Annotated in this window: 22 protein-coding genes; 10 read left to right on the top strand and 12 right to left on the bottom strand. The window is 31.6% G+C overall.

Going from position 1 to position 23,105, the window contains the following annotated elements:
* The first annotated feature begins 7 nt into the window (after nucleotides 1-7).
* Both KCTC32516_RS02390 and KCTC32516_RS02385 read left to right on the top strand, forming a co-directional pair.
* Nucleotides 8-1,012 carry a DUF3089 domain-containing protein gene (locus KCTC32516_RS02390; RefSeq protein ID WP_301401745.1) on the top strand — a complete coding sequence of 335 codons (1,005 nt, stop codon included), beginning with the start codon at nucleotides 8-10 and terminating at the stop codon, nucleotides 1,010-1,012.
* Nucleotides 1,013-1,060: 48 nt separating this feature from the next.
* Nucleotides 1,061-1,537, top strand: coding sequence for a DUF4252 domain-containing protein (locus tag KCTC32516_RS02385; RefSeq protein WP_301401744.1), 477 nt, complete (start codon nucleotides 1,061-1,063; stop codon nucleotides 1,535-1,537).
* A 19-nt stretch (nucleotides 1,538-1,556) separates the two neighbouring features.
* Here KCTC32516_RS02385 and KCTC32516_RS02380 read toward each other — a convergent pair whose 3' ends face one another.
* A complete protein-coding gene (locus KCTC32516_RS02380; RefSeq protein WP_301401743.1) occupies nucleotides 1,557-1,904 on the bottom strand; it encodes an arsenate reductase family protein in 348 nt (115 codons plus the stop codon).
* A gap of 37 nt (nucleotides 1,905-1,941) precedes the next feature.
* Between KCTC32516_RS02380 and KCTC32516_RS02375 the strand changes: the two genes are divergently transcribed.
* Together KCTC32516_RS02375 and KCTC32516_RS02370 are read left to right on the top strand one after the other, a co-directional pair.
* Nucleotides 1,942-2,397 carry a DinB family protein gene (locus KCTC32516_RS02375; RefSeq protein WP_301401742.1) on the top strand — a complete coding sequence of 152 codons (456 nt, stop codon included), beginning with the start codon at nucleotides 1,942-1,944 and terminating at the stop codon, nucleotides 2,395-2,397.
* A gap of 19 nt (nucleotides 2,398-2,416) precedes the next feature.
* Complete coding sequence (locus KCTC32516_RS02370; RefSeq protein WP_301401741.1) at nucleotides 2,417-3,565, top strand: cystathionine gamma-synthase; 1,149 nt, start codon at nucleotides 2,417-2,419, stop codon at nucleotides 3,563-3,565.
* A gap of 28 nt (nucleotides 3,566-3,593) precedes the next feature.
* Here the strand turns inward: KCTC32516_RS02370 and KCTC32516_RS02365 are convergent, their stop codons facing one another.
* The 3 genes from KCTC32516_RS02365 to KCTC32516_RS02355 form a co-directional block, all read right to left on the bottom strand.
* On the bottom strand, nucleotides 3,594-4,379 hold the full coding sequence (locus KCTC32516_RS02365; protein ID WP_301401740.1) for a THC0290_0291 family protein: 786 nt from the start codon (nucleotides 4,377-4,379) through the stop codon (nucleotides 3,594-3,596).
* A 75-nt stretch (nucleotides 4,380-4,454) separates the two neighbouring features.
* A complete protein-coding gene (locus KCTC32516_RS02360) occupies nucleotides 4,455-6,062 on the bottom strand; it encodes an Ig-like domain-containing protein (RefSeq protein ID WP_301401739.1) in 1,608 nt (535 codons plus the stop codon).
* Between the two features lie 64 nt (nucleotides 6,063-6,126).
* Entirely contained in the window at nucleotides 6,127-6,813 is a 687-nt protein-coding gene (locus KCTC32516_RS02355; protein WP_301401738.1) for a ComF family protein, read from the bottom strand.
* Between the two features lie 134 nt (nucleotides 6,814-6,947).
* Between KCTC32516_RS02355 and KCTC32516_RS02350 the strand changes: the two genes are divergently transcribed.
* The 3 genes from KCTC32516_RS02350 to KCTC32516_RS02345 are packed head-to-tail and all read left to right on the top strand — an operon-like array spanning nucleotide 6,948 to nucleotide 9,006.
* Nucleotides 6,948-7,418 carry a class I SAM-dependent methyltransferase gene (locus KCTC32516_RS02350; RefSeq protein ID WP_301401737.1) on the top strand — a complete coding sequence of 157 codons (471 nt, stop codon included), beginning with the start codon at nucleotides 6,948-6,950 and terminating at the stop codon, nucleotides 7,416-7,418.
* A 45-nt stretch (nucleotides 7,419-7,463) separates the two neighbouring features.
* Nucleotides 7,464-7,862 (top strand): glycine--tRNA ligase, encoded by a 399-nt coding sequence (locus tag KCTC32516_RS12165; protein ID WP_436410105.1) that lies wholly within the window; start codon nucleotides 7,464-7,466, stop codon nucleotides 7,860-7,862.
* The gene (locus KCTC32516_RS02345) at nucleotides 7,813-9,006 is read left to right on the top strand and encodes a glycine--tRNA ligase (protein ID WP_436410104.1); all 1,194 of its coding nucleotides are present in this window, start codon (nucleotides 7,813-7,815) and stop codon (nucleotides 9,004-9,006) included. The genes KCTC32516_RS12165 and KCTC32516_RS02345 overlap by 50 nt, the downstream gene beginning before the upstream one ends.
* A gap of 78 nt (nucleotides 9,007-9,084) precedes the next feature.
* Here KCTC32516_RS02345 and KCTC32516_RS02340 read toward each other — a convergent pair whose 3' ends face one another.
* From KCTC32516_RS02340 to KCTC32516_RS02325, 4 genes are all read right to left on the bottom strand, one after another.
* On the bottom strand, nucleotides 9,085-9,585 hold the full coding sequence (locus KCTC32516_RS02340) for a hypothetical protein (RefSeq protein ID WP_301401736.1): 501 nt from the start codon (nucleotides 9,583-9,585) through the stop codon (nucleotides 9,085-9,087).
* Nucleotides 9,586-9,695: 110 nt separating this feature from the next.
* A complete protein-coding gene (locus tag KCTC32516_RS02335) occupies nucleotides 9,696-13,073 on the bottom strand; it encodes a DUF8818 domain-containing protein (RefSeq protein ID WP_301401735.1) in 3,378 nt (1,125 codons plus the stop codon).
* Nucleotides 13,074-13,104: 31 nt separating this feature from the next.
* Complete coding sequence (locus KCTC32516_RS02330) at nucleotides 13,105-13,587, bottom strand: methylated-DNA--[protein]-cysteine S-methyltransferase (RefSeq protein ID WP_301401734.1); 483 nt, start codon at nucleotides 13,585-13,587, stop codon at nucleotides 13,105-13,107.
* Nucleotides 13,577-14,341, bottom strand: coding sequence for a TatD family hydrolase (locus KCTC32516_RS02325; protein WP_301401733.1), 765 nt, complete (start codon nucleotides 14,339-14,341; stop codon nucleotides 13,577-13,579). Before KCTC32516_RS02325 ends, KCTC32516_RS02330 begins: the two co-directional genes overlap by 11 nt.
* Before the next feature lie 113 nt (nucleotides 14,342-14,454).
* Between KCTC32516_RS02325 and KCTC32516_RS02320 the strand changes: the two genes are divergently transcribed.
* Together KCTC32516_RS02320 and KCTC32516_RS02315 are read left to right on the top strand one after the other, a co-directional pair.
* Nucleotides 14,455-14,952, top strand: coding sequence for a retropepsin-like aspartic protease (locus tag KCTC32516_RS02320; protein WP_301401732.1), 498 nt, complete (start codon nucleotides 14,455-14,457; stop codon nucleotides 14,950-14,952).
* Nucleotides 14,953-15,103: 151 nt separating this feature from the next.
* Nucleotides 15,104-15,319 carry a hypothetical protein gene (locus KCTC32516_RS02315; protein WP_301401731.1) on the top strand — a complete coding sequence of 72 codons (216 nt, stop codon included), beginning with the start codon at nucleotides 15,104-15,106 and terminating at the stop codon, nucleotides 15,317-15,319.
* 187 nt (nucleotides 15,320-15,506) lie between these two features.
* Here the strand turns inward: KCTC32516_RS02315 and KCTC32516_RS02310 are convergent, their stop codons facing one another.
* Together KCTC32516_RS02310 and KCTC32516_RS02305 are read right to left on the bottom strand one after the other, a co-directional pair.
* Nucleotides 15,507-16,694: a pyridoxal phosphate-dependent aminotransferase gene (locus KCTC32516_RS02310; protein WP_301401730.1), complete on the bottom strand. Its 1,188-nt coding sequence runs from the start codon at nucleotides 16,692-16,694 to the stop codon at nucleotides 15,507-15,509.
* A gap of 19 nt (nucleotides 16,695-16,713) precedes the next feature.
* The gene (locus tag KCTC32516_RS02305) at nucleotides 16,714-17,805 is read right to left on the bottom strand and encodes a fatty acid desaturase family protein (protein WP_301401729.1); all 1,092 of its coding nucleotides are present in this window, start codon (nucleotides 17,803-17,805) and stop codon (nucleotides 16,714-16,716) included.
* Between the two features lie 123 nt (nucleotides 17,806-17,928).
* Here KCTC32516_RS02305 and rsmG point away from each other — a divergent pair, with 123 nt between their 5' ends.
* The gene (rsmG, locus tag KCTC32516_RS02300) at nucleotides 17,929-18,558 is read left to right on the top strand and encodes a 16S rRNA (guanine(527)-N(7))-methyltransferase RsmG (RefSeq protein WP_301401728.1); all 630 of its coding nucleotides are present in this window, start codon (nucleotides 17,929-17,931) and stop codon (nucleotides 18,556-18,558) included.
* 62 nt (nucleotides 18,559-18,620) lie between these two features.
* Here the strand turns inward: rsmG and KCTC32516_RS02295 are convergent, their stop codons facing one another.
* Together KCTC32516_RS02295 and KCTC32516_RS02290 are read right to left on the bottom strand one after the other, a co-directional pair.
* On the bottom strand, nucleotides 18,621-19,664 hold the full coding sequence (locus tag KCTC32516_RS02295) for a hypothetical protein (protein WP_301401727.1): 1,044 nt from the start codon (nucleotides 19,662-19,664) through the stop codon (nucleotides 18,621-18,623).
* Between the two features lie 212 nt (nucleotides 19,665-19,876).
* Nucleotides 19,877-23,101: a S41 family peptidase gene (locus tag KCTC32516_RS02290; RefSeq protein WP_301401726.1), complete on the bottom strand. Its 3,225-nt coding sequence runs from the start codon at nucleotides 23,099-23,101 to the stop codon at nucleotides 19,877-19,879.
* Nucleotides 23,102-23,105 lie beyond the last annotated feature (4 nt).

Below are 23,105 nucleotides of genomic sequence, written 5' to 3'. Positions count from 1 at the left end.
TTTTTGAATGAAAAAGCAATTATCTGTTCTACTTTTATTGATTTTTTTGGTTGGATGTAAAAGCTCGTATCAAAGCATTAGTTTTAAAAAACAAAACATTCCAGCTGTTCCAAATTATGCCAACGAAAATTCTTGGGCAGTTTTACCGACAAAATATCCTGAAAGTTTAAAAAAATATTCTGTTTCAAATATTGATTCTTTAAAAGCAGATGTTTTTTATGTGTATCCAACTTTGTTAATGGATAAAAAAGACCTTCGTTGGAACGCCCCAATTGATGATGAAATTCAGAATGATAAAATTATAAATACTGCGGTAAAAAACCAAGCATCACCTTTTGCAACATCAGGTAAAATATATGCTCCAATTTACAGACAAGCGCATATAAAATCGTACAGTTTGTATAAAAAAGGCGGAAAAGAAGCTTTTGAAATTGCCTATGCTGATGTAAAAAACGCCTTTGAGTATTATTTAAAAAACTACAATAACGGCAGACCAATTATTTTGGTAAGTCACAGTCAAGGAACCAATCACACCACACAATTATTAAAAGATTTTTTTGATGCGAAACCATTGCAAAAGCAATTAATTGCCGCATATTTAGTTGGAATGGGAATTAAACCAAACGAATTTAAAACCATTAAACCAATGACAAAACCAACTGAAACTGGCGGTTTTGTTTCTTGGAATACACGCAAAAAAGGAAGTTATCCGAAGAACAAAAATGTGTATAAAGGCGCTGTTACTACAAATCCAATTACTTGGGATGCTTCTAAAACAACAACTTTAAATCAGCACAAAGGATTTTTATATTCAAACGGAAAATTATACACAAAAGCATTGAAAATTGAAATCACAGACGGAATGGTTTGGGCTACAAATCCGAAATTTCCGATGCGTTTTTTTATGTCGTTTATGAAAAACTATCACGTTGGGGACATCAACTTGTTTTGGCAAGATATTAAAGAAAATGTTGAGTTAAGAACAAAAACATGGTTAGTAAAAAATAAGTAATTGTAACAAACCCTTTTTGGGGTCGTCTTAAAAACAAAACCAAGAAAGATGAAACAATTTTTAACTACACTATTTTGCTTATTTATTTTAAGCATTTCTGCACAAGAAAAAACGTTTAAGCAATTTTATAAATCTCATAAAAAACAAGCTGATTTATCTTTAAATATACCTGGCTTTGTTGGTCGTTTTTTTATGGATAATCAAAATGATGACGAGCTTGAAGCTTTATTAGATAAATCAAGCAATTATAAAGTTTTAATTTATGATGGTAATTCTGATACTGTTTTAAATGATTTTAAAAAATTTGTGAAGCAAAATAAACTTAAAACAATTATAAGAATAAAAGACGGAAAAGATCGAGTGAATATTCATTTTAGAAAAGACGGTAACCGCATCAAGGAAATTATAGTAAATGTTTACAGTAAGAACAAAGAAGCTGTTTTAGTAGGACTTAAAACTAATCTTACTAAAGAAGAGTTAGCCTCAATAATTTCTTCTTCCAAGATAAAATTTTCATCAAAATAAACAATATAAAAGAGAAGATTTAGCCAATCTTCTCTTTTAATTTTTCTATTACTTTTTTACTATTTCCGATAAAAATTTGGTCATCAATAATAAAAACAGGACGTTTTAAAAAGGTGTATTCATCTAAAATATACTGTCTGTAATCAGCTTCAGAAATGGTTTGATTTTTCAAATTCATTGCTTTGTATAGCTTAGCACGTTTGTTAAACAATGCTTCGTAACTATCAGAAAATTGACGCATTTCTTCAAGTTGTTTTACCGTAATTGGATTGGTTTTTATTTCTTGTTTTATAAATCCGGTAAGATTCACTTCCTTTAAAATTCTTCGGCAAGTATCACAAGTTTGTAAAAAGTAGACTTTTTTCATTTTATACAGTATCTTTGATGCTAAAATAGGATAAAAAATGAAAACACAATTCGAAATATTAATCAAATCTAGAGAACTTGTTTTACAGGTAATCGATGACTTAAGTATAGAGCAACTTCATGTAATCCCAAAAGGATTTAAAAATAATATTGTCTGGAACGTGGCACATTTGGTTGTTACACAACAATTATTACAATATAAAATGTCAGGTGCTAACTGTTTAGTTCCGGATGATTTAATTGCAGATTTTAGAAAAGGAACTTTTCCGAAAAGAGAGTTTAATAACGAAGAATTTGACGAAATCAAAGAATTATTAATTGCTTTGCCAGAAACTTTGATAGAAGATTACGAAGCGGGTATTTTTCAAGATTATGAAGCATACGAAACAAGTACAGGATTTGTGTTAGATTCTTTAGAAACAGCGATAGCGTTTAACAATTTTCACGAAGGAATGCATTTGGGAATTATCAGATCAATAAAAAAGTTAGTGTAAAATAAGTAAGATTTTAAAGTTGAAATTTAACACAAAAACAATACATGGTGGGCAACAGAACGATCCTTCTACAGGGGCAGTAATGCCGCCAATTTATCAAACATCAACATACGCGCAATCGAGTCCTGGAAAGCACAAAGGGTATGCGTATTCTAGAACAGAAAATCCAACAAGAACTGCGTTAGAAAATAGTTTTGCAGCCATAGAAAACGGAACGCACGGTTTGGCTTTTTCATCAGGATTGGCTGCAATTGATTGTGTTTTAAGAATGTTAAACCCGGGGGATGAAGTAATTGCTGGAGATGATTTGTACGGTGGAACGTATAGAATATTTACAAGAATGTTTCAAAAAAAGGGATTAAAATTTTCTTTTGTTGATATGAATTCTGTTGAAAATGTTACAAATGCAATTACAGAAAAAACAAAACTGATTTGGATAGAAACACCTACAAACCCGTTGATGAAAATTGCAGATATAGAAGCAATTACAAAAGCAGTTAAAAAGGTGAATTCAGTTATCTTAATCGGTGTAGACAATACTTTTGCAACTCCATATTTACAGCAACCTTTAGCTTTAGGCGTAGATATTGTAATGCATTCTGCAACAAAATATTTAGGCGGACATTCGGATTTAGTAATGGGAGCGTTAATGGTAAAAGACGTAAAATTAGCAGAAGAATTACATTTTATTCAGTTTGCGGCAGGAGCAATTGCAGGGCCAATGGATTCTTTTTTAGCACTTCGTGGAATTAAAACATTGCATTTAAGAATGCAACGTCATTGTGAAAACGGCAGAGCAGTTGCTGCGTATTTAGTAAAGCATCCGAAGGTAAAAGAAGTGTATTATCCTGGTTTAGAAAATCATCCGAGTTATGAAGTAGCTAAAAAACAAATGAAAGATTTTGGAGGAATGGTTTCTTTTAAATTAAAAGATGAAAGTCAGAAAGCTACATTTACATTTTTAGAAAATACAAAAATATTTACGTTGGCAGAATCTTTAGGCGGAGTAGAAAGTTTGGTAAATCATCCAGCGACTATGACACACGCAAGCATTCCTGAGCAAGAACGTTTAAAAACGGGAATTACAGATTCGTTAATTCGTTTAAGTGTAGGAATTGAAGCTATTGAAGATTTGTTAAAAGATTTAGAACAAGCGTTAGGGAAGTAATAAAAAAACGAAGAAATTTCATCGAGTTTTATTTTTTAAAGAAAATTCCTCCAGCAAAATTTAGGTGATAAATAATACCAACTTGTAAATGAATTAACCATTCATTATTTTTGTTTTCTAAAACATCTGCTTGTAAACCATCAACGGCATCAGAGAAAAAGAATTGCCAATTAAAATTGGCAGCTAAATCAAATTTTTCAGATAATTTGTAACGCGTTCCAGCGCCTAAAATAAAGGAAAAAGCACCTCCATTTCCAACTGCTAAATTACCAGGAACTCTATATTTTGTAGGTAGAACGGTAATGTCAGTTCTCCAATCACCTAAGTCTGAAGTTAACGTGTTTTTATAGGTAGAATATTTAAAGCCAAGACTTACATAAGGATTCCATTTCATTTCAGAATATGGAAACATAAACTCTCTTAAATCTTTAAAATAATATTCTGCTTGAACTCCAAAGTTAAGCATAGAAATTGTTCCTTTCATAGCCCTTAATTGTATAGCTAAGTTAGAGTTTCCACTTGTATAGGCACCATAATGCTGAAAATTAGCTTTTGTCATGATATTAAATTCTGTTTTTAACATTAAATGGTTGGCAACATCATCTCCGGCATTCCAACGTGTATCTAGATTAAAAAAATGTAAATAATATACTAAACTAAAAGACATGGCACTATTACCATAACTACTTAAAAAGTTTCCTCTTTGTCCATAGTCTGTTTGTACTGTAGCTGTACCAGCAAAGAAGCCAACATCATGTGTGAGATGTTGGGAATTTACAGATAAAGTTATTACGAGAAAGAATAATATTTTCAAGGGTTTCCTCAAAAAAGAGTTTTATAAGTGCACAAATATATTAAAACAAGGGCATAAACAATAACTCAGATATGATTAATTTATTGTAAATACTTCAGAAAAATTCCAATTTGCTTTTATGTGAAACGTTACTGGTAAGTAAATCATTTTTTCCGGTTGATTTTTTTTCAAATAACGACCTGTGTCCCATTTGTTATTGTTGTTTTTATCTAGAATTGCTCTAACAATATATTCTCCTGGAGGAAGTAAATTGAATTGAATATTTTTAGTGCTTGTAACGTTAATTTTTTGAACAACTTTTTTATTGTTTTCAGAGATAAGTTCTACAATTACTGGCGATGAGGGTTTTTTGTTAATTGTTAATGTGATACTTCCATAATCTTCAGGCTCTTTTGTGTTAAAACTGTAATTTAAAGTGTCGTTTTGTGTTTCAAAAATGTCTGTCAAAGCTTTTGGTAAGAGCCTTAATTTATAAGTAGTATTGTATTTTTTATCAAATAAAAACAGAATTTTATTTGTTGATTTTCTTAAAAGAGATCGATAAGAAACAGCCATCGAATCTTTATCAAAAAAGTGAATTTTTGTGGTGTCAATTTTAATTATAGGATTGTTACTCGTTAACGTTAACGTATCTTTTAAATCTAATATTTGGGTAATATTCGAGTTTATTTTTAAAGAATCTACTACTTTGCTTCTAAGAAAAACAGTTAAAGTATCCACATAAGTATCTTTTTTAACTTTAAAAACTAAAGAATCTTTATTGATTTTTGAATGCCAAAAATAAAGACTGTCTTTTGCATTGTCTAACCTAGATTGGCTTTTAAAATTTGGCAAAACATCAGATACTACTTTAAGATTAATATTTTCTCTGTCACCTTCAAAAGAAAAGAGAATTTTTCCTTTTGATGTTTCTTTTGCAGAGATTATTTTAAATGGCGGAGTTTCTTTAAAAAGCGATAGAGGCTCATTTATAGTGCTATCTTTTGGCAATTCTATCAACCGGTCGTAAAAACCTATTTTGTCTTCTTTCGGATTAAAAGTGTAGTTGTTAGAAACATCTTTTAAGGCAATCAAAAGATATTTCCCTTCTTTAATATTTGTAATTTTATACAAAGAATCTATTGCGTTTGTAATGTAATTTGGTTTTTGTTTGTAGATAATAGAATCTGAATATGCAGAGTCTACTTTATATAGTAAAACGCTAATGTCTTTGTCAAATTTATTATTAAAAGCATCTTTAATAAATCCTTTTGTTTTTAAAGAATCTACATAATTACCGGTAGAAAAAACGTAGTTAAAACTCTTTAAAACATTTCCTTCATTATTGTCTTCAATACTATTTCCGAAATTAAAAATATAGGTGGTGTTTGCTTTTAAAGTATCAGTTAATTTAATCGTAATTTCTTTGCTTGGAGATCCTTGTGGACTAATAGTTGGAAAATATTTTAACGGCGGAGAAATCACCAATTGTTGATTGGTGTTTTTCAACGTAATATATTCATCAAACGAAAGTTTAATTTTTTTGCTATTAAAATGGATGCTTTTATAAGGCGGATTTGCAGTTACTATAACAGGAGCTAAACTGTCTTTTAGTCCACCATTAGGTCTTCCTTTTCTTGCGCAATTACTTGTTAAAAGAATTACTGCAAAAACAAAAATGATGTGTTTTAAAAAGGATTTCAATGGGTCTAATTTTATCGCAAAATAACAATTTTTTTACTGTTAAAAGCCTCATTTTTTAGTTAAATTATTCTGTATACGCCATTGTTACAATACTGATTTTACTGTTTTCTGCAATTAATAATTCTTTACAACAAGATTCTAGTGTTGCTCCAGTTGTAATTACGTCGTCAATTAATAAGATGTGTTTGTTTTTTAAGGTGGATGAATTTGGTACACTAAATTTTGTGTCGTTGTTGCTAAACCTTTCGAAACGCTGCTTAAAAGTTTGTGTTTTTGAGGCAGAGGTTCTAATTAAAACATCTTCTAAATATGGTTTTTCTAGATGTTTTGACAAACTTAAGCCGAAAGTTGTCAATTGATTATAGCCGCGTTTTTTAAGTTTTTTTGGATGTAACGGAACAGGAATAATACAATCGATATCAGCAAACTCATTAGAGTCTTTTAAGATGTTACCAAGCCAATCGCCAATAAAAACACCGACTTCTTGATTTCCTTTGTACTTTAAAGCATGAATTAAGTCTTTCGTTTTTCCTTCTTTTCTATAAAACAAAAAGGAACTTGCTTTTTCGATCGGAATTCTACCGTAAAAAGCCTTCGTAATTTTATTATCTTTATAATCTTTGTAACAAATTATAGGTAAATCATGTCTACAAAGTGTGCAGATGATTTTTTCGGATTGTAATAACTTGGATTCGCAAGTAATGCATATCTTCGGAAAAAAAAGATGCACGAGATCTTGTAAATAATTCATTTTCTTAGCTTTTTAAAGTTAAGATACTAAAAAACAAATTAGTGGGTAAAAAAATTGACTTTTTTAAAGTAGCTGTCAAGAACATAAAAACTTCTGGGACCGTGACACCAAGTTCTCGGTTTTTAGCTCAAAAAATGTTAAAAGAAATCGATTTTTCTTCTTGTAAAGTGTTGGTAGAATTAGGTCCAGGAAATGGTGTAATTACACATCAAATATTAAAAAAACTACAACCAGACTCTCATTTAATTTGCTTTGAAGTGAATGATGTATTTTACGAAAATTTAAAAAAGATAAAGCATCCGCAGTTAACGGTTTTAAAAGCATCCGCAGAAGAAATACAACCAGAAATGGAAAAGTTAGGTTTTTCAAAAGCCTGTCATATTGTTTCAAGTTTACCATTAACAATTCTTCCAAATACAATTTCTAGTGCCATTTTAAAAAACTCTTTAAACTCGTTGCATAAAGACGGAACTTTTATTCAATATCAATATAGTTTAACCTATTACAAAAAGCTAAAAGCTGTTTTTAAAGAAAAAATATCTTTAGATTTTGAACTATTAAATTTCCCGCCAGCATTTGTTTATCGATGCAAAAAAGAGCATTAATTTTTTCTTGTTAACTTTTTAGATTACTGTATCTTTGCACTCATTATGGCAAAACAAGAAGATCAATTTAAGAAAGTGTTATCGCACGCTAAAGAATACGGTTATGTATTTCAATCCTCTGAAATTTATGACGGATTAAGTGCGGTGTATGATTATGCTCAAAATGGCGTTGAGTTGAAGAAAAATATTAGAGATTATTGGTGGAAAGCAATGGTGCAAATGCACGAAAATATTGTGGGTATTGATGCCGCTATTTTAATGCATCCAACAACTTGGAAAGCTTCTGGTCATGTGGATGCTTTTAACGATCCATTAATTGACAATAAAGATTCTAAAAAACGTTACAGAGCTGATGTTTTGGTAGAAGATTTTAGAGAAAAAATTAACGAGAAAATTGAAAAAGAGATCACCAAAGCAAAAAAAACGTTTTGGAGATGCTTTTGATGAAGCTGAGTTTAGAGCAACAAATGCAAATGTGTTGCGCCGTCAAAAAAAAATGGATGAAATTACGGTTGAATTGACTCGTGTTCAAGAAGAAAGTGATTTAGTTGGTTTTAGACAGCTTATTATAGATTTAGGAATTGCTTGTCCTGCTTCTGGTTCTAAAAATTGGACAGAAGTAAAGCAATTTAATTTGATGTTCGGAACACAAATTGGTGCTTCAGCAGAAAATTCTACGAAAGTGTATTTACGTCCAGAAACGGCTCAAGGAATTTTTGTAAACTTCTTAAATGTGCAAAAAACGGGTCGAATGAAAATTCCGTTTGGAATTGCACAAACTGGTAAGGCGTTTAGAAACGAAATTGTTGCAAGACAGTTTATTTTTAGAATGCGAGAATTTGAACAAATGGAAATGCAATTTTTTGTAAAACCAGGAACTCAAAAAGAATGGTACGAAAACTGGAAAGAAACCAGAATGAAATGGCATTTATCTTTAGGAATGGGTGCAGAAAATTATCGTTTTCACGATCATGATAAATTAGCACATTATGCAGATGCGGCTTCTGATATTGAGTTTAAGTTTCCGTTCGGATTTAAAGAATTAGAAGGAATTCACTCAAGAACAGATTTCGATTTAAAAGCACACGAAGAGTTTTCTGGAAAGAAATTACAATACTTTGATCATGAAGAAAATAAAAGTTATACGCCTTATGTTGTAGAAACTTCTATTGGATTAGACAGAATGTTTTTAGCAGTGTTTTCTAACGCCTTACAAGAAGAAGAATTAGAAAACGGAACTACCAGAACAGTTCTAAAATTACCAGCAGTTTTAGCACCTTTTAAAGCGGCAGTTTTACCATTGGTTAAAAAAGATGGTTTGCCAGAAGTTGCTCGTAAAATTTTAAACGATTTAAAATGGGATTTCAATGTTTTCTATGATGAAAAAGATGCGGTTGGTAAGCGTTATAGAAGACAAGATGCAAACGGAACACCGTTTTGTATTACCGTAGATCACGATACCTTAGAAGATAATTGCGTAACCATTAGACACAGAGACACCATGGAACAAAAACGTGTTGCAATTACTGATTTAAAAGAGATTATCAACGCAGAAGTTGCTATAAAAACTTGGTTGCAAAAAATGTAAACACATGGTGTTTTAAAGAATAAAAAAAACCTCAAAGTATTGCCTTGAGGTTTTTTTATATTTTAATGTTAGTGGTTTTTAAAGTCTCCAACCAATATTTACACCAAGTCTAGGTACAACTATAGGTGAGTTTATGCTAAATAAATTACGTCCAGCACCACCATAAACATCAACTGTAAAACCACCTTCAGAAACATACTTCAATCCAACTGCAATACCTAAGGCGCCATCTGTGTAATCTTCATAAGTACTTGGTCCGCCAAGCATTGGAATTTCTTTTTCTCCAAAATTAAAAGCAAAAAAACCTTCACCAAAGAAGTTCCAATTGTTATCAAAAGTAAAGTAATGACGAAAATAAGGTGTAATAACACGTTTTTCGTTGTATTTGAAATCTGCACTATTTTTTTCAAAATTTATAAATCCAGAAATACCAAACGAAGAGGTCTCGTCTATATATTTTTCATAAGAAACTTCAATAGTTTTTAAAACTAAGGCATCAAAAATGTCTAATTTAACTTCTTGTTGTGCTTGTGTAAAAGAAGCTGTTAAAATTGCAATAACGATAAATAGCTTTTTCATTTTTTGTGTTTAATATTAGTATTGTTTGTAGTATAACGCAAATAAGTTGTTTCAATTATATGCTACTACAAATCTAGTGTTATTTTTTAATAATTATAAACTTCTAAAGCTTAAAAATCTGCTCTTAATTGAACTGAACCAGTATGAATTGTAGTAGAATTCTCTCCTTTTCTGCCTAAATAATTAAAGTTTAAATTGATAAAAGAATTTATTTTTTGCTGATAAATTAAAGACCACGTATAATTTCTGCCAGCTTGCAAGCCTTCTAACATTTGGTATGCAACTGGGCTATTTTGATTACCGTTAAAATTATTGTAAAACAAATTGATTTCTGTTCGTATTAACGTGTTTTTTGTTGATTTGTGATAATAAGAACTTCCTAGTTTTTGTTGTTGTAAAGTTTCTAAACTACCAACGTTATTTTCTTTGTTTTTATACTGATAAAAGAAAGAAAATTGATGATTTTTATTGTATTCAAAAATAAATTTCGGTGCAATTTCGTAGGCGTCAATTTTATAATTTTGATTGTTGAAGTTTTCAGTAATAATTTCGTCTTTAGTTGTGTTTGTTTTCAATTCAAAAAGCCAAAAAGGCGTTAATTTTTGTGTAAATTCTAATTGATGTAATTTGGTGTTGTTTTCTTGACTCCCAATGTTGTATAAATGTTTATTTTTAGAAGTTGCATAGGTAAAAATAAAGCTATATTTCTGTAGGTTTTTGTTTAAATACAAACTGTTTCTCAAACTAAAATTTAAGCCTAATAATTTGGTTTTATCGATATCAAACGGATTCAAATTAAAAGAATTGTTGTTTCTTTTTTGCTCGTTATCAACTACAAAATTTGTTTGATTGTAAAAATGTGAAAGTATTTTTTTGACTCCATTTTTAGTTGCCCATTGAGATGGATTTATCGTAAAAACTTGTTGCCATTTTGCACGTTGCGTATTGATAAAAGTCAAGTTTGGCAAGGCAACACGCAGATATTCTGCCTGATCCTTATAAACGGCAATTTCAAATTCGTTAAATTCTTTAATTCCGTTGTTGTTGTAATCAATCCACGTATAATATCCTTGTCCAGGCTCGGTTTTAATATAGACATATTCTTGCTGTGGAATATTTCCAGAAGATGTTTCGTAAACAGTATTAAAATTGATAAAATTACGAAAGAGTTTTTGGCTATAAACTATTTTAGAGTTCAACGCCTTTTCATCAGCTGTAAAAGTATTTTTTGTACTTCTGTAATTTGCAAAAATCGATAAATTACTAGAGGTGTTTTGTAGAATTCTACTATTGATATAATAGGTTTTTCGTGAATTTACTTCTGTAAAAGCATTGTTTCTAATACTGTCATTTTGCCTAAAATTAAAACCAATTTTGGTGTATACTTTAGTAGAATCTCCTAACCCAATATAAGTTTCGTATTCTTTAAATTGATGACTTAATGCACTTTTTTGTTGCGTTGATTTGGATTCGATTTTATTGGTTTCTAAATTGATAAAACCACCAATCCAAGCTTTAGAAAAAGAATGTTCTATCTTTCCTTTTGCTCTTAAAAAACTATTTTTCTCTAAAGTTGATTCGCTATTTAACAAGCTGATAAACGAGCTGAATTTTGTATTTTTTATGTTCGTTTGGCTATTAAAATCATGTTTAATTCCGTTGTAATTATTAGAATAATTAATTAAGTTAAAACCATAGACATATTTAGAATTTTGTGTGTTGTCTAAAATAAATTGGGTGCTAATTTGATTTCTATTTCCTATCGGACTTACAATGTTCCAATCACGTTTAAACTCAACAGCATCAAAACGTTGTTGGGTAGCAAAATTTTGATGAATAAAACTGTAATCAAAAGCTGTTGAGAATTTCCATTTTTTGTCAACAAAGAGTTGTTTCCATTTTAGTTTTGCAGCCAGACCTTTATTTTCAGTATCATCAATTGTAGAAAATAAATTTGCATCAGTATTGCTCAATGCTAGTTCTCCAAAAAGACTCGTTTTTTTCGATGGATTATACGTTGTGTTTATAACTGCAACTTGCAATTTTGACGGAGCAACTAATCTGATTATTGGTTGATAATTTCCTAAATTGGTTCCTACATATTTGTAAATAGTTCCAATTGCTATAGACTTATCTATATTGTAATCGCCTTTATTGGCGCCAATAAATGTAAACGTAACATTGTACAATTCGTCCGTAGCATTTGTAGAATATTCAAAGTCTTCAGAAATTCCGTTAGTTACTTTTTTGTACAAAATTCTGTTTTCAGAATACACATCTTTATAAGCACTATTTGCATACATTTTAGACTCATCATTACCTGCATTTGCTAAAATTTGTTTTTGAGCATCGGTTAAATTTTGTTGTATTGGCTGATTTTTAGCATCGTTTTCGTTGTAGAAAAATCCATTAATAATGTGCTTTTCGCTCTTGTAACTTGCTTTTTCATAGGTAACAAAACGGGTGTAATTTCTGTTCGAATATTGATAATCTAACTGAAAACGAATATCATTTGTGATCGGAAAAGTAGTGTTAAACCGAATTTCTGAATTGTTATAATCTATCGTGTAATCTTTGTTTTCTCCGCGTTTTAACAAAACGCCGTTTGCGTACAAAGCATCGCTACCGGCAACGATAATTATAAAAGCTTCGTTGTTTGGTCCAATAATTTTATACGGACCCTGATTTCCTTCTTTACCAACAAAGTTAAAGCTTGTAAATTTTCCTCTTACAACGGCTCCAGACGCAAGCACATTTAGATTGTCATTTAGTTTTGCCTCCACTTCTAAACCTGAAACCTTTTTGGTAAAAGGCATAAAATAACTCTCAGAATTTGCAAGATCTATATCCCCTGCTTTTACGCGCCATTTTTTATGTTCAAATTCAATAAAAATACGATCGAAATCGGTAATATTTTGAGAATATCCGTTGTCTTGTAACGGAATATTGGTGTCAAAAATATTGGCTTTTATGGTAACGTCTTTAGATAAATTTCCTTTAATTGTTAAATCTAAAGAAGAGTTTACAACCGAGTTTTGATTGTTTCCAATTGTTAATCCTCTTGTAATATTTCCAGAAGTTTCTAAGTTGTTAAAGAGTTCTTTTTGTTGTTGATTTTTATTGGTTGTTAAACTGTATAATTGCTGTGTATTGTTGGTGTTTGGAACAATTATTTTATCATCATATTTTTGATATACTTTGGTGATGAAATCAGGAAACCGAAAATATTCTATCGTTATGAATTCATATTTCTGAGCATCAATTATAAGTAATGCTTTTACAAAATCTACTTGATATTCTGAGGACGGAATTAGCGTTTTGTCTTGAGTAAATACTTTAAATAATTGTGAATTGATACTTACAGAATCTATCTGAATCGTGTCTTTTAACAACGTAAAATTCTTAGACCTAAAATCTGTAGAACCAGTTTGCGCATAGATTGAAAAACCTATACACACAAAAATGATAAAAAAGATTTTTTTAATCATAATAGATTAACGCTCTAAATGTAAAAATAGTTTAAAACAACGACTGTTGCTTTACTGGATTTTCGTGATCTAACAACCATTTTTTACGCCAGATTCCGCCCGCATAACCAGTTAAAGATCCGTCAGAACCAAGCACCCGGTGACACGGAATTACAATCCAAATTGGATTTTTACCGTTTGCTGATGCGACTGCTCTAATGGCTTTTACATCGCCAATTGCTTTGGTTTGTTCTAGATACGTTCTGGTTTTATTAAAAGGAATATTTAAAAGCTCTTTCCAAACTTTTTGCTGAAATTTGGTTCCTTGCGGATTTAATTTCAACTTGAACTCGGTTCTTGTTCCTGCAAAATATTCTTCTAGTTGAGCAATACAATCTTTTAAAAATAATGGAATATTTTTAGATGTTTCTATAATATCATCTAAAACAGAAATAGATTGAATTCCGTTTTCATCTCCAACAATTTTTGCAGTTCCGATGGGTGTTTTGTAATATATAACGCTGTTAGATTCCAAAAATATCTTTTGAATTTTGAGTGGTAATTTCGGCAATTTCTTGAAAAGAGATTTCATAAATAGCCGCTAATTTTTCTACAACTTGTGTAATGTAACTACTTTCATTTCGTTTTCCTCTAAAAGGTGTTGGTGCTAAATATGGCGAATCAGTTTCTAGCACAATATTTTTAACATCAATTTGATGTAAAAACTGATCTATTTTTCCGTTTTTAAAAGTAGCAACACCGCCAATTCCTAATTTCATATTGTACGAAATTGCTTTTTTTGCTTGTTCTAAAGTTCCCGTAAAACAATGAAAAATCCCGAATAAATCATCACTTTTTTCAGTTTCTAAGACTTCAAAAATTTCATCAAAAGCATCTCTACAATGAATTACAATTGGTAATTTTTTTTCTTTGGCCCACTGAATTTGAGTTCTAAAAGCTTCTTGTTGTTGTGCTAAAAAACTCTTGTCCCAATACAAATCAATTCCGATTTCTCCAATGGCGTAGAATGAACGTTGATCAATCCATTTTTTTACGTGCGCTAATTCTTCTTTGTAATTTTCTTTTACAGAAGTTGGATGCAATCCCATCATCAAAAAAACATCATTTTTGAAATTTGATTCTAACTCAAACATACTTTCTGTATAAGAAGAATCAATTGCAGGAATAAAAAACCGAGAAACTCCAGCGTCTTTTGCACGCTGAATCATTTCTGCTCTATCGCCATCAAATTGTTCAGAATATAAATGCGTATGTGTGTCTGTAATCATTTTTTCAGTGTTCAGTTAACAATAAACAGTGATCAATTATCAATTTAACTATTTATTGTTCATTGATAATTGATAATTGAACTGTATTTTAGCAAAAACAAAAGTACTGTTAAATGCCAAGTCTTAAAAAAGTATTGCAAAAAAAGAAATATATAAAAATCAAGTTGACAAGAATTGCGACTAATCACTTGGAGTTAAAAGCCAAGATAAACGGAGTTAAAGGGCGATTTATCTTAGATACTGGCGCTTCAAATTCTTGTGTTGGTGTAGATTTAATTGAGCATTTTAAATTGCATGCAGAAGCATCTGAGACAAAAGCTGCTGGCGCTGGAGCAACAGATATGGAAACTCAAAAATCTACGGATAACACCTTGCAAATTGGAAAATGGAAAACCTACGAAAGCCATTTGGTATTGTTTGATATGACTCATGTGAATACTGCTTTAACGCAGCATCACGCAAAAGAAGTTCACGGAATAATTGGTGCTGATATTTTAGAAATGGGTAACGCAATAATTGATTATAAAACCTTGGTTTTATACTTAAAAAAAGAACCCCTTTTTAAAAATAAAAAGATGTTTAAAGAGGATGAAATTGATCTTCCTTTTTAATTCTTTTTAGAACTAAAACAGATTTGAAACACCTTATTTTACTGATAGTTAAGTGTGTAAAATCTTTTGGTTTTTAGCTGTGAAATTTATGATGACTGTTACAATTTTAATTTATTCTCGTCTTTAGAGTATAACATTAAAACTTAAAATCATGAAATTAGCATCACATCCACGAGTCATTGAAAGAGGAATTTTAACGTCTGCTTATAAACAAGAAATAAGAGAAAATATTAGTGAAATGAAGAGGAAATCTTTATCTCGCATAAAGACTTCAATTTTAAACAGCCACGACAAACTTCAAAGTCAAACCGGAACTGTTTTACAAGTATCACTTTTTGCCATTGTCTTGGTAATTATCCTTTTATAGAGAAAAAATCTCATTTTATGCTAAATTTATTTCAGTATCTAACTGAACTTAGCATCAAATGAGATTTTTATTTTCATTCCTGCGAAGGCAGGAATCCATAAACAACTATTTTAATAGGTTCCTGTTTCCACAGGAATGACATTCGTTTTTAAGTAAAAAGAATAGGGAATTTTGAAAAAAGTTTTTTTTAACTTAAAACTTCTTTAATTCTTTTAATTGCTTCTTGTAATTGTGCTACAGATGCAGCATAGGATAAACGCACGCAATTTGGTGCGCCAAAAGCTTCGCCAGTTACCGTTGCAACGTTTGCTTCTTCTAATAATAACATAGAAAAATCATTCGCATTTTTAATAGCTTTTCCTTTGATTTTTTTTCCGAAGAAAGCAGAAACATCCGGGAAAACATAAAATGCTCCATCAGGAATATTTAATTTGAATCCGTCTATTTCCCCAAGTAATTCAAGCACCATATCTCTACGATTCTTAAACTCATCTACCATAAATTGAACTTTAGAAACTGGAGCTAATACAGCAGTAATTGCAGCTCTTTGTGCAATACAATTTGCGCCAGAAGTAATTTGCCCTTGCATTTTTGTACAAGCTTTCGCAATCCACTCTGGAGCGCCAATATATCCAATTCTCCAACCTGTCATCGCAAATGCTTTTGCCAATCCGTTTACGGTAATTGTTCTGTCATACATGTTTTCAATTGCAGCAAAACTAAAAGGTTTTGTTCCGTAATTGATGTGCTCATAAATCTCATCCGATAAAATAAATATCTGTGGATGTTTTTCCAGCACTTTTGCCAACGCTCTATATTCTTCCTCAGTATAAATTGTTCCGCTAGGATTATTTGGCGAGTTAAAGAAGATCATTTTAGTTTTTGGCGTAATTGCTGCCTCTAATTGCGCTGGAGTAATTTTAAAATCAGTGTCAATTGTAGACGGAATTTCTACAAAAGTAGCTTCGCATAAAATTGCAATGGCAGAATAACTAACCCAATACGGCGCAGGTAATAAAACTTCATCACCAGGATTTAACAATACTTGCGCAACATTTGCAATAGATTGTTTGGCGCCTGTAGAAACTACAATTTGATTTGGGGCGTAAACCAACTCATTATCGCGGTTAAATTTTACACAAATTGCTTCTTTTAATTCTACATAACCATCAACCGGAGTATACGTATTGTAATTCTGATTGATTGCTTCAATTGCAGCGTCTTTGATGAAATCTGGCGTGTTAAAATCTGGTTCCCCCAAACTTAAACTGATAATATCTTTTCCAGCAGTTTTTAATTCTCTTGCTTTAGCAGCCATTGCCAATGTCTGAGAAATTGGCAAGCTATTGATTCTGTCCGATAAAGGGTACGACATTTTAGTTGATAGTTGTAGTTTATGCTAGTTCTGGTTGTTTTCCTAAACTACCTAAATGTTTAAAGTGCTCAATAATAGCTCTTCTAGTAGTTTTATATTCGTTGTACGGTAAATTAAATTCTTTTGCCGTGTCTTTTACGATTTTTGCTAATTTCTGATAATGTACATGAGAAATATGTGGAAAAATATGATGTTCTACTTGATGATTTAATCCACCAGTATAAAAATTAACAACCCAATTGCTAGGCGCAAAATTAGACGTTGTGTATAGTTGATGCACCGCCCAAGTATGCTCTAAATTTCCTTCTTTATCAGGAATTGGCATTGTTGTATTTGGAACAATATGTGCTAGTTGAAATACCAAACTTAAAATCATTCCTGCAGTATAATGCATCACAAAAAATCCGATTAAAACTTTCCACCAAGCAACATCTAAAACTAAAAGCGGTAATACAATCCAAAGGGCGTAATACACTACTTTAGAGATGATTAGTTTTGTCCATTCTACTTTTGGGTTCGGAAACTTACCGTACGATAATTTGCGTTTTAAGTAATTATGCATTTGTTTGATATCCGTTGTTATTGCCCAATTGATAGTTAACAATCCGTATAAAAAAATTGAATAATATTTTTGTAATTTATGAATTGGAAACCATTTTGCATGTTGAGAAAAACGAATAATTCTACCTGCATCAATATCTTCATCATGATCTTTTACGTTGGTAAATGTATGATGTAACACATTGTGTTGTACTTTCCAATTATATACATTTCCGGCAAGTATATAAATACTACTTCCCATCAATTTGTTTACCCATTTTTTACTTGAAAAAGATTCGTGATTGCTATCGTGCATTACATTCATTCCAACGCCAGCCATTCCAACTCCAGTAACAACCATTAATAAAGCCATTACCCATTGCGGCATAGAAACCGTTAAGATTAAAATAAACGGAACCAAAAATAACGAAAACATAATCACAGCTTTCGAATATAATTTCCAATTTCCAGTACGTTTTATATCGTTGTCTTTAAAATAAGAATTTACTCTTTTGTTTAGAGTTCTAAAGAATTTGGCTTTATCTACTCTCGAAAAATTTATTGTTTTCATTAATTGGTTTAAAATTAAGTTACAAAAATATGCTTTTTGAATTTGCTATATATGATAAACGTCAGTTATTGTTACTAATTGTTTGTTAACAAATCCCTATTTTTGCACTTTTATTACTTTTTTATGGAAATTATACAAAAATATTTTACAGATTTAACTGAAATTCAACTAGAGCAATTTACAAAATTACAGGAATTATACAAAGATTGGAATTTAAAAATCAATGTGGTTTCTCGTAAAGACATCGACGAGTTGTACTTGCGTCATGTATTGCATTCATTAGGAATCGCAAAAGTAATTTCTTTTAAACCGGGTTCTAAAGTATTGGATGTTGGGACTGGCGGTGGATTCCCTGGAATTCCGTTGGCAATTTTGTTTCCAGAAACACAGTTTCATTTGGTAGATTCTATTGGTAAAAAGATAAAAGTAGTTGATGAAGTTGTTGCAGGTTTGGGTTTAGAAAATGTAAAAACGACACACGGAAGAGTAGAAGAAGTAAAAGAACAATACGATTTTATTGTCAGTAGAGCGGTGGCACAAATGGAAACTTTTGTGGGTTGGACAAAAGGAAAAACGCTTAAAAAACAAAACCACGATATCAAAAATGGAATCTTGTATTTAAAAGGTGGCGATTTATCTGAAGAATTAGCAAAATACACGTCTGCAACTATTTACGAATTACCAAACTACTTTGAAGAAGACTTTTTTGAAACCAAAAAAGTAGTGCATTTGGCAATGAAATTTAAAGGGTAGAATTAGTGTTTTGTAAGCAAGCTAGTACTAGCAATTAATTTGATACGGTGTTTCCAGTAGTTTTATCGTTCATTTTTATTAAAATCTTTTAAAAAAGCGAAAAATTCATTAGGTTCAATATCATTTTTTAAAATACCATCAAAATACCTTTTTGAATGTAAGCAAAACTTTCTAGAATTGTATGGAGAACCTTTAGCTGCAATAATAAAATTAAACTTAGTTAAATACCTTAATCTCAATTTAGCCTCCATCATATCCTTAACTCTCCCCCTAATTACAGCAGCACCATCATCGTATTCTTCTCTTGTAATTGGTGTGCTCCAACCAAACCAATTTTTAATTACCCCATATTCTTCACAGCTAAATCCAATACTTTCTACATGTCTTTGAATATCTTCTTTGGTATAATTGTATAACCCAGTTGATTTTTCTCCTTCAACTTCAACATAAACAAAATCTTTATAATATGAATCTCCATGATAGGCTGCAATTCTTTTTATTTTTAGTTGCTTTATTCCCATAAGAACTCTTTTCTTTCCTATTCTTTTAAATTTTTCTATGAATAGAGCACTTCCACCTCTCCACCACCAAATAGGATCTGAATCGGATTCTGATGATTGTGATTTAAACCTTAATGGTTGTTTTAGTAAAATATCAAGTCTGTCAACAGCTTTTACTGGATTGTTAAACCAGGTAATATCTCTAATTCCAGGGAATGCTGCTGCCATTCTATCTGAAAATAAAACAGTTGAATGTTCATGTATAGTTTGTAGTTGAGGCTCTTTTTTTTTTGTCTTTTCAGGACTTATATTTTGTATTTTTTTAATTAAATCATTTATAAAAGTAATAAAATGCTTGAGGGTAAGAATTAAGTATAAAACTACAATTACTATCACATATAATATACTTATAGAAATTGAATTATTCAAATATTCCCAAATATTGTTAAATGTCTCTGAAAAAGGAATCTTATTAAAAATAACTCTAATTACTGCAACTATTGTAGTCAATAAAAATCCTGATATTCCAATTATTGCTGCAGCAATTACTTTGCTCCAAACTGGGTCTTTCCAGTTTTCCCTTATTGTTGTGATAATTTTATTCATAGCATTGTTTATTCGTAATTACTGCCTACTTATATGATATCGAACGTTTCAATACTGAATCAGGTTCAGCACAAGCGTTTTATATCAGTAGTTAGCGAAGTTACCGAAAAAGGAGTTTAGAAACAAATTCAACTATTTGTAGTAAGTAAAGTGTAACATTATTTATACTAAAAAAATCCTCGAAACTTAATTGTTTCGAGGATTTATATTTTTTAGTTTCCTTTTGTTGGTCTCGGAAATGTTGGGGGTGTTATTTCCTTTTTTCCTTTTAGTTGGGATATTAATTCTTTCACGGCTCTTTCTAATTGAGGATCTATTCCTTGTTCTAACGATTTTGCGTCTTGTCGAACAGCAATATCTGGAGCAACTCCTTTGTTTTCTGCAACCCAAGTATTTGTTGCTGGATCAAAAACGGCATTGTCTGGTGCAGTCAACGAACCGCCATCAATTAAACGATAATGTGTTGATGATTTTACCAATCCGCCCCAAGTTGTAGCGCCAATTAGCAATCCTGCTTTTTGTTGTCTAAAAACCCAAGGGAAAAAATCTCCACCAGAACCAGCAAGTTCATTTATCAATAATACTTTTGGCCCCATAATTCCCGCTGGCAAACGCATTGCTTTTCCGTTCGGAACTTCATTTGTAAGCGCTGCTCTTGGCTTGCGAGTCATTAAATCTACCATATAATCGTCTAACAATCCACCGCCATTAAAACGCTCGTCAATTACAGCGCCTTCTTTATCTTGTTGTGCAAAATAATACCTATTGAACGATACAAATCCTGGTCCGCCAGTATTTGGTACCCAAATATATCCTAATCTTCCGCCAGATAATTTATCAACCATTCTTCTGTTGTCTTCAACCCAAGTTCTTTGGCGTAAAGAGTTTTCGCTTCTAATTGGCTTTACAATTTCTTTCCAAGAGTCTTCAAAAGATGGTTTTGTGTTGATGTGTAACGTAGTTTGTTTTCCAGAAGTTCCATCTAAATATTTGTAGATATTGTCTTTGTCTGTAATTTCTTGATTGTTGATTCCAACTAAGTAATAACCCGCTTTAATGTTCATTCCAGGTTGATCTAAAGGACCATTCAATCCAGGATTCCAGCTTTCTGAAGTGTAAACCCTTTTGATTTGCCATTTTCCTTGTCTCGCTGTAAAATCTGCACCTAATAATCCACCTTTTGCGCGATCAATTGATGGAAAATCTCCACCACCAACAAAACTATGTCCAACAGATAATTCTCCGTTTACTTGGTCTAAAATATAGTTTAAATCTGCTCTGTGTTTTACAAACGGAACTAACGGAGCATAACGCTTGTAGACTTTAGTCCAGTCTCTACCGTGCATTCCTGGATCATAAAAATAATCACGTTCGTAACGCCAAGCTTCTTCAAACATTTGTTTCCATTCGCTAATTCTGTTTAGCTTCATGTTTAAATCTAGCTTTAAAGTTTTTGCAGCTTTGGCATTTGGAGCAGAAGTACTTGTTACTTTCCAATTTCTTCCAACTCTGGCAACCATGTGTTTACCATCCGTAGAAATTGCATAAATTCTTAAACCTTTTCCGAATTCTTTCGCTTTTAACTTTTTTAAATCAAATTTATGTACAGTTGCACCCTCGCTGATAAAAGCAAATCCACTTGGACCCGCAATAATGCTGTTGTAATTTCCACGTAAAGGAAGTGCCATAATTCTACGGGCAATTCCATCAAAATCTATCACAATTTTTTTATCTTTTTTGTCTGCAGTTTTTTTACTTTTTGATTTGTCTTCTTTTTTATCGTCTGATTTTTCTTCTTTCACCTTTTCTTCATCACTTTTTGGTTTAAAAGGAGAATCGTCTTTTTTTGCAAGATTGATAACATACGCCGCATAATTTGGTTTAGCAGTCATAGAGCTTGTATTTGCCCATCCAGAACCTAAAGCAACACTTGTACTTGCTAAAAAGTATAAATGTTTGTGATCTAAATCCCAAGCAGGAGAAAATGAATCAGCAAAAGGATCTGTAATTGCAGTAACATCATTGGTTTCTAATGACCAAACTTTAATTTGTTTCATGCCATTATCGCCAGATTTTGAATAAGCTAACCAATTTGAATCTGGAGACCAGGTAATTCCCATCCTTCCACGTTCTAAATTGTTGCCAGCATTGTCAATGGTTTTGATCGATTTTTTTTCTAAGTTGATGACTCTAATACGCGTGTCATCATCTACAAAAGCAATGTGTTTTCCGTCTGGAGACCACGTTGGTTCCCAAGCCATTTTAGAAATCCCTATAGAAATAGTTTCTGTTTTTGCTGTTCCGTCTTGATTGGTAATATGTAATGCGTAATTTTTTCCGTTTGCATCAGAAAACCACGCTATTTCATCTCCTTTTGGAGACCAAATTGGCGCTCTATCTGCAACCCCAGAAGTTTGTGTAATATTTCTAGAATCTCCAAATTCAACAGGAGTTGTAAAAATATCACCGCGAGAAGCCATCACAACTCTTTTTCCGTTTGGAGAAATGCTCGCAAAATCTACACGATCATTTACGTTTTCCCATTTCGTTGCTGTCCAAGGAAAATCTCCTTTTACAGAAATTTTTAATCGTTTTGAACGATTGTTTTTTAAATCTAATGTATGTAAATAACCATCTTGCTCAAAAATCAATGTGTTTTTAGATCCGCTTAACGATTTTACCGCAGTTCCTTTAAATTTTGTGATTTGATTTACTGCTTTTGTTTTGGTGTTGTAAGACCAAACATTTGATGTATGCGTTCTATCCGAAAGGAAATAGACAACATCATTTAACCAAATAGGATGTCTGTCTGTGGTTTTGTTATTTGGCAATAAGGTTTCGTTCAAGGTTTTTAAATCAACAATGATAAGTGGCGTATTTTGCCCCCCACGATAATCTCTCCATTCAACATCCCAACGTCTTACTCTATCGATAATCATTTGCTTTCCATTTGGAGCATATGAACCTGAAGTTGCCCATTGTTCCATCAATTTTGTTGCTGGTCCGCCATTTACAGAAACGGTATATAAGCGATCAAAAGAAGATGGAGCAGTATCTCTAGTAGATGCAAAAAGCACATTTTTTCCATCGTTTGTAAAGCCTCTTGCAACTGAAGAGCTAGTGTGCCAAGTCAATCTTTTCGCATCACCACCATTTACAGAAACAATATATACTGATTGAGAACCAGATCTGTTTGATGTAAACGCAATCCATTTTCCGTCAGGAGAAAAATGTGGAGTACTCTCCATAGCAGCAGTACTTGTTAATCTGGTTGTAATATTGGTTGATAAATTGGTTGTCCAAATATCTCCACCATAGGCAAATGCAACTTGATTTGCATGTATGGTTGGTTGACGAAGTAGCCTTGTTTCTTGTGCTAAAACAATTGTTGAAAACAACAATGCAAAAGCGATGAGAGTTTTGTTGAATAATTTCATATTT

The organism is Polaribacter huanghezhanensis, assembly GCF_030444335.1.
Lineage (GTDB): Bacteria > Bacteroidota > Bacteroidia > Flavobacteriales > Flavobacteriaceae > Polaribacter > Polaribacter huanghezhanensis.
This window is presented reverse-complemented; position numbering and strand designations above follow the sequence as displayed.